Genomic DNA, 11,908 nt, shown 5'->3' on the forward strand with positions numbered 1-11,908 from the left:
CTTGAGGTCTTGACTTTTCAAGCTGTCCAACATGTCCAAAGGCTACCGACTCACCGCATCTACCGGCATTCACAAAGGTGACCGGGACTACCAGCAAGACCAGGTCATATTGTTGAACCACTCGCGTGTCAGCGGATGCATTCTGGCTGTGCTGGCAGACGGCATGGGAGGCCGAAGTGGCGGACGCAAGGCGTCGGATCAGGTGATGATGACTGCCAAGCAACTGTTTGAACGGTACGCCCCCGAAACCGATGATGCCGCTGCGACGCTGATGCAACTGGTCCAGGAAGCTCACATCGTCATCAAACTGACGGCCGTCTCGTCCGAAGAAGAGCCGCACAGCACAGTGGCTGCGTTTTTGATCAATCCCGGTGGTGATTGCTACTGGGCTCACGCGGGCGATTCACGGATCTATCACTATCACGGCAACAAGTTCATCAAGCGCACCATGGACCATTCCTATGTGCAGACGCTCGTAGCCCGTGGCGAGATCACCGAAGAACAGGCCAATGTGCATCCGCAGTCCAATATTCTGATGGGATGCCTGGGCACGGAAAGTGACCCTCCGGTCGACATCCATTTTGTCCCCAAGCTGCGTGCGGGCGACGTTCTGATGGCCTGCAGCGATGGCGTCTGGCACTACTTCACCAATGCGGAGCTTGGCTCTGTTCTCTCAACCCTGTCCGCGCGGGAAGCGACGGAATTCTTGATTGAGAAAGCCAGATCACGGGGTCATGGCGGTGGGGACAATTTGTCCTTGGTGATCGTGAAACTGGAGCCTCTGGGGTCCTAGCCGGCTGTTACGGAGCGCTTGGCAGCGGCTTTGACGTTGAACCGCTTTTCTCACGGAGGCTCTTTTCCTTGCTGGCCTTGCGCTCTTGTGCTTCTTGGACCTTGCGGGTGTATTGCTCCTGCTCTTTCGTGATCTCCTGGGCGCTGCGGCCCGGCTCCGACGCCTTGGGCTCACGCCGGACAGCGCCCTGAGCTGCCTTGGCATTCGCGTCAGCAGCTTTCTGCTTGGCGCGTTCTGTGCGTTCTTTCTGGGCCTGCAGCGCCTCCAAACGGTTTGTAGCGCCCTCCTCGCTTTGTTGCGCAGCCGCCTTTTCTGCGATTCGTTCCAGTTGAGCCTGCGCTTTCTGCTTACGCTGCGCATCGTTGAGCAAAATATCCTGTTGGCGCAGTTCGACCATCACTTTGCTTCGTCTGACCCGCACGCCACGCAAACAATCCGTGACGGCAAACCTGGCATAGCAGGCCGCCTCTTCCTGTTCGAAACGCGCCTCCTCACGCATCCGTTCAGCCTGGATGCGGCTGCGCTCGCCTTCAATATCAAGGCCTCCCACGACAGCGGGTGCGACTGGTTGCGCAAGGGTCCATCCCGTGACAAAGATCAAGCTCAACGCCAGGAAGTATCTTTTCATGTCAAACGCGTATCAACAACACGCCGCTCCAAATTCAAAAACTCGCTCGATTGCATTTCATTCAAACGGGAAATCGTGCGGGGAAACTCATGAGCCAAAGGCCCATCGGTGTACAACGCTTCCGGTTGTACGGCGGCCGACATGATCAGCTTGACACGGCGGTCGTACAGCACGTCGATCAACCAGGTAAAACGACGCGCTTCCGATGCCATGCGCACCGGCATATGAGGCACATCACTCAGGAGCACCGTATGAAACTGCGTCGCAATTTCCAGGTAGTCATTCTGGGAACGCGGCCCCCCACAAAGCGACTTGAAGTCAAACCACACGAGGCCACCAGCTTTGCGACGCGCCCGAATCTCGCGGGACTCGATGTGCAAAACCGGGTCTTCATCCTGGGTTTCTGCCAATCTCTCAAACGCATCGCGCATGGCTGCATCGGCCTCGGCCCCCAGCGGCACGTGGTAGAGCTTGAGCTGCTCCAGCGTGCGACGGCGGTAGTCGGTACCGTTGTCTACGTTGATGACTTCCAGCTTCTCGTTGAGCAGTGCAATGGCGGGCAGAATGCGGTCACGATGCAAGCCGTTGGGATACAACTCGTCAGGCTTGAAGTTGGAGGTGGTCACCAAGCCAACACCGTTGTCAAACAACGCCGCCAACAGACGATGCAGGATCATGGCGTCGGTGATGTCAGCCACATGAAACTCGTCAAAGCAAATCAGCCGGTATTTTTTGGCGATGCGTTTGCCGAGTTCGTCAAGTGGATTCACCACGCCTTTGAGACCGGCCAGTTCACGGTGCACTTCGCGCATGAACTCATGAAAATGAAGCCGTGTCTTGCGCTTGAGCGGAACTGCGTTGTAAAAGCAGTCCATGAGAAAGCTCTTGCCCCGCCCCACCCCGCCGTACATGTAAACACCACGCGGAATGTCAGGCCGGTTGATCAGCTTTTTCAGGGCATTGGAACGCTTGCCCTTGAAAGCCGCCCACTCGTCAGCACACCGCTCCAAGGCAGCGACGGCACGCAGCTGCGCTGGATCGGCGCTGTAGCCCCGGGATGCCAGCTCGGCTTCGTAGGCCTGTTTGACACTCAAGAAACCACCTCAAAATTGCTATGTAATAAATAGCTGATAGCGCTTATTCCATGAAGGCTAGAGGCCATTTTTATACATAAAACAATCAGAAATTCAAGGTCCGTTTGTCCACGGCCAAGGCGGCTTCCTTGGTGGCTTCACTCAAGGATGGATGGGCATGGCAGATGCGGGCGATGTCCTCGCTGCTGGCCCTGAATTCCATGGCTACCACGCACTCGGCAATCAATTCGCTGGCCATCGGGCCCACGATGTGCACCCCGAGGATTTCGTCCGTTGTGGCGTCCGCCAGCATTTTGACCATGCCTGTGGTATCACCCAAGGCCCGGGCACGACCATTGGCCAGAAACGGGAAGGTACCGGCCTTGTAGGCACGCCCTGCGGCCTTGAGTTGCTGTTCGGTCTGCCCGACCCAGGCAATTTCGGGGCTGGTGTAGATCACCCAGGGGATGGTGTTGAAATTGACATGGCCATGCTGACCCGCCATGCGCTCGGCCACCGCCACACCCTCTTCCTCAGCCTTGTGGGCCAGCATCGGGCCACGCACCACATCGCCGACCGCCCATACGCCGGGCAAGCTGGCGCGACACTGCTCGTCCACCACAATCGCGCCACGCTCGTCGAGCTTGAGGCCCACCGCTTCGGTGTTCAAGCCGATGGTGTTGGGCACACGCCCGATCGACACGATCAACTTGTCGACGTCGAGGCTCTGGGCCTCGCCCTTGGCATTGGTCCACGCGACATTCACGCCCTTCTTGCTGGTCTTGATCTCGCCGACCTTGACGCCCAACTCAATCTTCAAGCCTTGCTTGACGAAAGCCTTATGCGCTTCCTTGGCGATCTGTTCGTCCACCGCACCCAGGAATGTGGGCAAGCCTTCCAGAATGGTGACCTCGGATCCCAGACGGCGCCAAACCGAGCCCATCTCCAGTCCGATAACGCCAGAGCCAATCAGTCCCAGCTTTTTCGGTACGGCGCCGATACGCAGCGCGCCGTCGTTGGACAGGACCATGTCTTCGTCAAACGGTGTACCCGGTAGCGCACGGGCATTGGAGCCGGTTGCCACGACCACTTGTTTGCCTGTCAGGACTTCTTCAGCCGCGCCCGCCACCTTGATCTCGTAGCCGCCATCGACCGCTTTGACAAAGGAACCGCGTCCGTGAAAAAAGGCGACCTTGTTTTTCTTGAACAGGTACTGGATACCGTCGTTGTTCTGCTTGACCACGGTGTCCTTGCGGCCCACCATCTTGGCCACGTCCAGGCTCAGGCCGGACACGGCGATGCCATGGTCGGCAAAGTGATGACTGGCATGGTCAAAATGCTCGGACGACTGCAACAGTGCCTTGCTTGGGATGCAACCCACATTGGTACAAGTGCCACCCAAGGCGGGGCCGCCCTTGGCGTTTTTCCACTCGTCGATGCAGGCAACGCTCATGCCGAGTTGCGCAGCACGAATGGCCGCGATATAGCCACCAGGACCGCCACCGATGACGATCACGTCGAATTGTTTATTCATGATGTTTGTCAGTTGAGGGCGAAACACCATTGGAGGGTGTTTCGCCCTGCAAGGTTACTTAGATATCAAACAGCAGGCGAGCTGGATCTTCCAGCGCCTCTTTCATGGCGACCAAACCGAGCACAGCCTCTCGGCCGTCAATGATGCGGTGGTCGTAGCTCATGGCAAAGTAGTTCATGGGACGCACCACCACCACACCGTTTTCGACCATGGCGCGATCCTTTGTGGCGTGCACACCGAGAATGGCGCTTTGCGGAGGGTTGATGATGGGCGTCGACATCATCGAGCCAAACGTACCGCCATTGCTGATGGAGAAGGTGCCGCCAGTCATGTCTTCAATACCCAGCTTGCCTTCCTTGGCCTTCTGACCAAACTCTGCAATCTTCTTCTCGATGTCGGCAAAGCTCATCTGGTCGGCATTGCGCAAAATCGGCACGACCAGACCACGCGGGGAGCCCACTGCGATACCGATGTCGAAGTAGCCGTGGTACACGATGTCATTGCCGTCCACGGATGCATTCAGGACCGGGAACTTCTTCAGGGCATGCACTGCGGCCTTGACGAAGAAGCTCATGAAGCCCAGTTTGACGCCATGTTCCTTCTCAAAACGCTCTTGCATGCGCTTGCGCATGTCCATGACCGGCGCCATGTTGATTTCATTGAACGTGGTCAGAATCGCATTGGTGGACTGGGACTGCAGCAGACGCTCCGCAACCCGGGCGCGCAGGCGACTCATGGGTACGCGCTGCTCGGGGCGACCGCTCAAGGTGTCACCCACATTCGTGCGCGGTGCCGCCACTTGAGGCAGGAAAGTGGTGGGGCCCCCCGTAGGTATGGCCGAAGACACTACTGATTTAGCAGCAACTGCGGTTGTTGCACCGGAAGCTACAGCCGCCAGCACATCACCCTTGGTAACGCGTCCGTCCTTGCCGGTACCGGCAACAGAACCAGTGGCGACATTGTTGTCGGCCATCAGTTTGGCCGCAGCGGGCATGGCCACGCCAGCCATGGATGCTGTGGCCGCGGCAGGCGTCGCAGCCACCGCAGCGGCGACGGCAGCCACAGGTGCTGTCGCACTCGCTTTGCCTTCGGTATCGATCCGTGCAATCAACTGCTCCGCGGTCACCGTGGCACCGTCCGGCACCACCAGTTCGGCCAGGATACCGGCGGCAGGAGCCGGTACTTCCATCACGACCTTGTCGGTTTCAATTTCGATCAGGATTTCATCGATGGCGATTGCATCGCCGACTTTCTTTTTCCATTGCAACATGGTGGCTTCCGCCACGGATTCAGACAGTTGCGGAACTTTGACTTCTACGATAGCCATATCAATTCTTTCGGTAATGGGGTTCTAAGCGCTGATTCGCGAATGCTTACTTGGTCAGGACAAAGCCTTTGAGCTTGGCAAACGCGCCTTCAACCAGCGCTTTTTGTTGCTCCTGATGCAGATGCGAGTAGCCAACCGCCGGTGAGGCGGATGCCGCACGACCGGAATAGCCCAGTTTCTGCCCTTCACTCATGTTTTCATGGATGTAGTGCTGCACGAAGAACCAGGCACCCTGGTTCTGCGGCTCGTCCTGGCACCACACGATATCTACCGCATTGGGGTATTTCTTCAGTTCGCTGGCGAACGCCTTGTGCGGGAAGGGATACAACTGTTCCACGCGAATGATCGCCGTGTCGTTGCTGCCGTTTTCCTCGCGCTTTTTGACCAGATCGTAGTAGACCTTGCCCGAACACGCAATCACGCGCTTGACCTTGTCAGCCTTGAGTTCCTTGTTCTCCGGAATGACCGTTTGGAAACCGCCCTTGGTGAACTCGGACAGCGGGGACGCCGCATCCTTGGCGCGCAACAATGACTTGGGCGTCATGATGATGAGCGGCTTGCGCAGGTTGCGCACCATCTGGCGGCGCAAAATATGGAAGATCTGGCTGGCGGTGGTGGGTTGCACCACCTGCATGTTGGTATCCGCGCTCAGCTGCATGAAGCGCTCCAGCCGTGCCGAACTGTGCTCCGGCCCCTGGCCTTCGTAGCCATGCGGCAGCATCAGCGTGATGCCATTGACACGGCCCCACTTGACTTCACCCGAGGCGATGAACTGGTCGATGACCACCTGGGCTCCATTGGCAAAGTCGCCAAACTGGGCTTCCCAGATCACCAGGGTGTTCGGATCGTTGGATGCGTACCCGTATTCGAAGGCCAGCACGGCCTCTTCGGACAGGATGGAGTCGATGACGACGAACGGCGCCTGGCCTTCGGCCACATTTTGCAGCGGGGTGTAGGTTCCCTCGTCGAACTTCTCGCGGTTCTGATCGTGAATCACGGCATGACGGTGCGTGAAGGTACCGCGTCCGCAATCCTCGCCGCTCAGGCGCACGGGATAGCCGCTGGCAACCAATGACGCGAACGCCATGTGTTCACCCATGCCCCAATCCACGGGGATTTCACCACGTCCCATTGCGGCGCGATCGGCGTAGACCTTTTTCACCAACTGGTGTGGCGCGATGGTGTCGGGCAAAGTCGTGAGCTTGGCCGACAGACGCTTCCACTCAGCCATGGGGATAGCCGTGTCGCCGGCATCCGTCCACTTCTTGCTCAGGTAAGGCATCCAGTCCACGGCGTACTTGCTCTTGAAGTTCGTCAGGACCGGATCGAAGGTGTTCTTGCCTGCATCCAGCGCCGCGCGGGTGGCCTTGACCATGTCGTCGCCCAGCGTGGCGCCGAAACCTTGCGCCGCCAGTTTGTCCGCATACAGCTTGCGCGTACCGGGGTGCTGGGCAATCTTCTTGTACATCAGCGGCTGGGTCAGTGCTGGCGTGTCCTGTTCGTTGTGTCCCAGCTTACGGAAGCAGATGATGTCAACCACCACGTCTTTCTGGAACTCCATGCGGTATTCCAGCGCAATCTGGGTGGCCAGCACCACGGCTTCCGGGTCGTCTCCGTTGACGTGCAGCACCGGTGCCTCGATCATCTTGACCACATCCGAGCAATAGAGCGTGGAGCGGCTGTCGCGCGGATCACTGGTGGTGAAACCGATCTGGTTGTTGATGACGATGTGAACTGTGCCGCCCGTGGAGTAACCACGGGTCTCGGCCAAAGCCAATGTCTCCATGACCACGCCCTGGCCGGCAAAAGCCGCGTCACCATGGACCAGTACAGGCAACACCTGCTTGCCTTTGGGGTCCGCGCGACGGTCCATGCGGGCGCGCACCGAGCCTTCAACGACCGGATTCACAATCTCAAGGTGCGAGGGGTTGAAGGCCAGCGTCAAATGCACCGGTCCGCCGGGGGTGGACACGTCCGAACTGAAACCCTGGTGGTATTTAACGTCGCCGCTTGGCAGATCTTCCGGTGCAGTGTGGTCAAACTCGGCAAACAGGTCCGCCGGCATTTTGCCCAGCGAGTTGACCAGCACGTTCAGGCGTCCCCGATGGGCCATACCGATCACGATTTCCTGGAGTCCGATGGCGCCACCACCCTGAATCAGCTCATCCATCGCGGCGATGAAGCTCTCGCCGCCTTCCAGCGAGAAGCGCTTCTGTCCCACATACTTGGTGTGCAGGAAGCGCTCCAGGCCTTCGGCTGCGGTCAGGCGATCCAGAATGTGACGCTTCTTCTCGGCTGTGAAATTGGGCTTGCTGCGGATCGCTTCCAGCTTTTGTTGCCACCAGCGCTTCTGGTTCTGATCGGTCATGTACATGTACTCTGCACCGATCGAACCGCAATAGGTTTCGCGCAAGGAGTTCTGGAGCTCACGCAAGCTCATCGACTCGCGGCCAAAGAAGGTATTGCTGATGTTGAAAACGGTTTCCTGGTCCGCATCCGTAAAGCCGTAGAAAGACGGCTCCAGCTCAGGAATCTTGGCACGTTCGGTGCGCTTCAAGGGGTCCAGATCGGCCCAGCGCGCACCCACATTGCGGTAGGCTGCGATCAACTGCTGTACCGCGGTGCGCTTGCGACCCATTTCGGAGTCGGCGCCAGTGGCCATCACGACTTTGGTACCGCCCTGCTTGGCGCGCTCGGCAAACGCGTTGATCACCGGAAGATGGGGAACGTCCTTGGCGCTGCTGCCATCGACTGCGGGCACGTGCTGCAAGGCATCAAAGTAGTCACGCCAGGTATCGGGCACGCTGCCCGGGTTGGCGAGGTAGTTTTCGTACATCTCTTCGACGTACGGGGCATTGCCACCAAACAAATAGGTATTGTTTTGATAGGCTTGGTACACCGACGAAGTTGTCGATGAAGTCGAAGCCGCCCCTTGGGACGTTGTCTCACTCATATTCCGCTGACCTCCGTTCCCCTTCAGGGAACATTAGCTGGTTAAAGCTTATTAAATTAACCTTCCGCGACACGGCTGAACCGTTTGGCGGATGCGACTGTGGCATGGGAAGGGCCTAGTAACGAACGCGATTGTGCCATCAAACCGGCACAAAGAAAATAGTACAGACGTGTTGTCAGGGACTACACCGCCATCAAATCCCTGATTTGCTGCAACGCGGCCGGGTCATCCATGGTGGTCAGATCGCCGGGATCACGCCCTTCGCACACCGCCTGAACGGCCCGGCGCAGGAGCTTGCCGCTGCGGGTCTTGGGCAAGACCGTGACGAAGCGCACGCGAGCCGGGCGGGCTACCGCGCCCAAGTCTTTGTCCACCAGCTTCATCACCTCGCCCTCGAGCTTGAGGCGTGCCGCATCATCCACCAGCAGACTGGCATCCTTCACCACGGCAAAGGCCATGGCCACCTGGCCCTTGAGCTGGTCCGCTACGCCCACCACCGCCACTTCGGAAATGTTGGGATGGGCAGAAATGCTCTCTTCGATCTCGCGGGTACCCAGGCGATGCCCGGCCACATTGATCACGTCATCGGTACGACCCAGGATGAAGAAGTAGCCATCGGCATCGCGGATGCCCCAGTCAAACGTGCTGTAAACCATTTTGCCCGGCACGCTGGACCAGTAGGTTTTGACGAAGCGCTCGTCATCCTGCCATACCGTCTGCATGCAGCCCGGAGGTAGCGGACCTTCAATGGCGACCACGCCCTTCTGGTTCGGCTCGGTCAACTCAGCACCGGTCTGGTCATCCAGCAGCTTGACGTTGTAACCATAGACGGCCTTGCCCGGCGAGCCGAACTTGGTGGACGCCTGCTCCACACCATTGCACAGGGAGAGAATCGGCCAGCCGGTCTCGGTCTGCCAGTAGTTATCAATGATAGGCTTGCCCAGACCCTGGCTGATCCACTGCGCCGTGGGTTCGTCCAGAGGTTCACCCGCCAGAAACAGGGCGCGCAGGCTGGAGAGATCGTATTTGCTGAGCAGCGCCGGGTCCTGCTTCTTCAAAACGCGCACCGCCGTGGGCGCACTGAACATCACGGTGACCTTGTATTTTTCCACCAGACTCCACCAGATGCCGCCATCTGGACGTGTAGGCAGCCCCTCGTACATGATGGTGGCCATACCGGCAATCAGCGGGCCGTAGACGATGTAACTGTGTCCTACCACCCAGCCAATGTCGCTGGTGGAGAAATAGGTTTCACCCGCGTTGCCACAGTAAATGTGCTTCATGCTGGCCGCCAGCGCCACGGCGTAGCCGCCGGTGTCACGCTGCACACCTTTGGGCTTGCCCGTGGTGCCGCTGGTGTACAACGTGTAACTGGGGTGGGTGGCATCCACCCATTCACACTCCACCACGGTATTGAAGTGCTTTTGCCGCAAGCCCCCCCACAAATGGTCACGTTCAGCTACTAAATTCATAGCAACCAAACCACGATCGACCAACAACACTTTTTCGGGTTTGTGGCTGGAGAGGGAAATGGCCTCGTCCAGCAAGGGTTTGTAAGCCACCGCCTTGCCGCCACGGGAACCCGCATCAGCACTGATCACCAGTCTGGGCGATGCGTCCTCAATACGCGAGGCCAACGAACCCGATGCAAAACCACCAAACACCACTGTGTGAATGGCACCGATGCGGGCACAAGCCAGCATGGCGAACGCCGCTTCGGCAATCATCGGCATGTAAATCAATACCCGGTCGCCCTTTTGCACGCCGAGATCCTTGATCGTGGCTGCCATGCGTTGCACTTCGGCGTGCAACTCGCGGAATGAGTAGACCGTTTCCTGATTGGTCTCAGTAGAGACAAAAATCAGCGCCGCCTGGTCAGGTCGATCTTTGAGATGCCGGTCGACAGCGTTATGGCAAAGATTGGTCGTTCCGCCAACGAACCACTTGGCAAAGGGCGGATTGCTGTAGTCACAGATTTGCTGGGGCGGTGTTTTCCAGTCGACCAGCTGGGCCTGCTCAGCCCAGAAGGCGTCACGCTCAGTGAGGGAGCGGCGGTGGAAATCTGCGTAACTTGTCATTATTTGTCTCCAGTCGGGTCAGTAAACTGAATTCATAATTATGAGCAGACAGCTTGCAACAGCCTGACTCGCAGCAATGGCGAGCTCCAAGCGCCGCACGCGCCCCTATTTAATCAGCGCCTGCATCGCCTTGAACGAAGGATGCTCAGCCGTGCGCACCCACTCAAAAGCCACCATTTCGGTAGTCACCAATTCAGCACCGGCACCGGCAAGCCGGTCAAAAGCGGCATCGCGATTGCGCTCGGTCCGGGAACCGCAGGCGTCCGTCACCACCCAGACATCAAACTCGTCCTCCAACAGGTCGAGCGCGGTTTGCAGCAGGCAAATATGGGCTTCGCAACCAGCGATGACGATCATGTTGCGCTCTGCCGGGTTGTTGGCTGGCTTCTGCAAATGCTTGGGCAGACTGCGGGCATTGCCCGCCGGGGGCTTGGCTGGAGGGCGAAGCCATTCACCCAAACCCTCTTCTACACCGCTGAAATGCATCTTGCTCAACGTCTGAGCGCACAACGCCTTGATATCGCCCAGGTTCTCACCCAGTTTGGAGGGGTTTTGCTCGGTGCCCCACGCAGGCACAGCCAGCAAACGGGCCAGCTGGCCCAAGCGCACGGCATTGGCGCCAACGAGAGCACCGTCATAAATTGCGGGCATCAGGCGGGTCTGGTAGTCCACCAGGACAAGTTGTGATTCTGCGGCATCTAGCAACATGGCAAGCTTTCTGAGAAGTTGAGCGTTTTGCGGTAATTCCCCATTAAACCGCAGGTGCGAAGGCCCATTGGGCGAGGCAGGCTACGCGAACAAATCCACTTGGGTTGACCCCGTAGCCGCATCTTCATCGGCGGGTAGGGATCCACCGGCTGCACTGTAGCGACTCAGGAGCTGTTCCAGATAGACCTGGAACATGGACTCCGGAGATTGCCCCAGCAGGGTCGGACTCCCGGCAGGCAATAGCAATACCCCCATGCCATGGGCGAACAAAGCCGCAGATTCCCGGGCCGCCTGCGTCGCGTTCAGTCCCATCTCCAACAAAGCGGCCTCGCCCGGACGCAGAGCGTCGCGCAGGCGTTCATCAAGGGGCAGCTTGATTTCAGCCGGCAAACCGCGCGCTTTCATCCCGCGTATCAGGTAAAAAGTCAAATCCAGATCGCGCGGGTTATGGGCAAAAAAACCAAACCAGGCCAACGATTTGGCCAGCAAGGTTTTTTCAGGCTTGTTCTTGACAATCCGCACCTTTGCCACGTCAACATGAAGCCGTTCAAGCGACTCGGCCAGCAAGGCGCCATAAATGGACTCCTTGCTGTCGAAGTAGGAATAAATGGCGCCAGGCGTATAGCCGGCCCGCTTGGCGATTTCGCGGATGTTCGCCCCTTGCATACCAGATTCGTCAAAAACAGTGCGCGCGGCATCCAGCACCAAGGCACGTCGGGCCTCGATCATGGTTTGCTGACGCTGGTGCTTGGCAGTCATTGATCGATGATAGTTTAAATATTTAACTAAAATTTTTTAAATTAAATAATAAACT

The 11,908-nt window shown here is 58.2% G+C and carries 9 protein-coding genes; 1 reads left to right on the top strand and 8 read right to left on the bottom strand.

The window, feature by feature from the left end:
- The first annotated feature begins 31 nt into the window (after positions 1-31).
- Positions 32-793 carry a protein phosphatase 2C domain-containing protein gene (locus IV109_RS10270; protein ID WP_296695619.1) on the top strand — a complete coding sequence of 254 codons (762 nt, stop codon included), beginning with the start codon at positions 32-34 and terminating at the stop codon, positions 791-793.
- A gap of 7 nt (positions 794-800) precedes the next feature.
- Here IV109_RS10270 and IV109_RS10275 read toward each other — a convergent pair whose 3' ends face one another.
- From IV109_RS10275 to IV109_RS10310, 8 genes are all read right to left on the bottom strand, one after another.
- A complete protein-coding gene (locus tag IV109_RS10275; RefSeq protein WP_296695622.1) occupies positions 801-1,394 on the bottom strand; it encodes a hypothetical protein in 594 nt (197 codons plus the stop codon).
- A 23-nt stretch (positions 1,395-1,417) separates the two neighbouring features.
- The gene (gene zapE, locus IV109_RS10280) at positions 1,418-2,515 is read right to left on the bottom strand and encodes a cell division protein ZapE (RefSeq protein ID WP_296695626.1); all 1,098 of its coding nucleotides are present in this window, start codon (positions 2,513-2,515) and stop codon (positions 1,418-1,420) included.
- An 85-nt stretch (positions 2,516-2,600) separates the two neighbouring features.
- Positions 2,601-4,028, bottom strand: a complete 1,428-nt coding sequence (lpdA, locus tag IV109_RS10285) for a dihydrolipoyl dehydrogenase (protein WP_296695628.1) — start codon at positions 4,026-4,028, stop codon at positions 2,601-2,603.
- 58 nt (positions 4,029-4,086) lie between these two features.
- Complete coding sequence (odhB, locus tag IV109_RS10290) at positions 4,087-5,355, bottom strand: 2-oxoglutarate dehydrogenase complex dihydrolipoyllysine-residue succinyltransferase (RefSeq protein WP_296695630.1); 1,269 nt, start codon at positions 5,353-5,355, stop codon at positions 4,087-4,089.
- 46 nt (positions 5,356-5,401) lie between these two features.
- The gene (locus IV109_RS10295; protein ID WP_296695634.1) at positions 5,402-8,308 is read right to left on the bottom strand and encodes a 2-oxoglutarate dehydrogenase E1 component; all 2,907 of its coding nucleotides are present in this window, start codon (positions 8,306-8,308) and stop codon (positions 5,402-5,404) included.
- Between the two features lie 182 nt (positions 8,309-8,490).
- Positions 8,491-10,386, bottom strand: coding sequence for a propionate--CoA ligase (locus tag IV109_RS10300; RefSeq protein ID WP_296695636.1), 1,896 nt, complete (start codon positions 10,384-10,386; stop codon positions 8,491-8,493).
- Between the two features lie 105 nt (positions 10,387-10,491).
- Complete coding sequence (locus tag IV109_RS10305; protein WP_296695640.1) at positions 10,492-11,094, bottom strand: isochorismatase family protein; 603 nt, start codon at positions 11,092-11,094, stop codon at positions 10,492-10,494.
- An 81-nt stretch (positions 11,095-11,175) separates the two neighbouring features.
- Positions 11,176-11,853, bottom strand: coding sequence for a TetR/AcrR family transcriptional regulator (locus IV109_RS10310; protein ID WP_296695644.1), 678 nt, complete (start codon positions 11,851-11,853; stop codon positions 11,176-11,178).
- Between the last annotated feature and the right edge of the window lie 55 nt (positions 11,854-11,908).

Origin of the sequence: Rhodoferax sp., assembly GCF_018780565.1 — a bacterium.
Classification (GTDB): domain Bacteria; phylum Pseudomonadota; class Gammaproteobacteria; order Burkholderiales; family Burkholderiaceae_C; genus Rhodoferax.

What these genes read in the sequence shown, in the direction of transcription:
- IV109_RS10270 (WP_296695619.1), top strand. Translation starts at nt 32, where the DNA reads ATGTCCAAAGGCTACCGACTCACCGCATCTACCGGCATTCACAAAGGT.
- lpdA (WP_296695628.1), bottom strand. Translation starts at nt 4,028, where the DNA reads ATGAATAAACAATTCGACGTGATCGTCATCGGTGGCGGTCCTGGTGGC.
- odhB (WP_296695630.1), bottom strand. Translation starts at nt 5,355, where the DNA reads ATGGCTATCGTAGAAGTCAAAGTTCCGCAACTGTCTGAATCCGTGGCG.
- IV109_RS10295 (WP_296695634.1), bottom strand. Translation starts at nt 8,308, where the DNA reads ATGAGTGAGACAACGTCCCAAGGGGCGGCTTCGACTTCATCGACAACT.
- IV109_RS10300 (WP_296695636.1), bottom strand. Translation starts at nt 10,386, where the DNA reads ATGACAAGTTACGCAGATTTCCACCGCCGCTCCCTCACTGAGCGTGAC.
- IV109_RS10305 (WP_296695640.1), bottom strand. Translation starts at nt 11,094, where the DNA reads ATGTTGCTAGATGCCGCAGAATCACAACTTGTCCTGGTGGACTACCAG.
- IV109_RS10310 (WP_296695644.1), bottom strand. Translation starts at nt 11,853, where the DNA reads ATGACTGCCAAGCACCAGCGTCAGCAAACCATGATCGAGGCCCGACGT.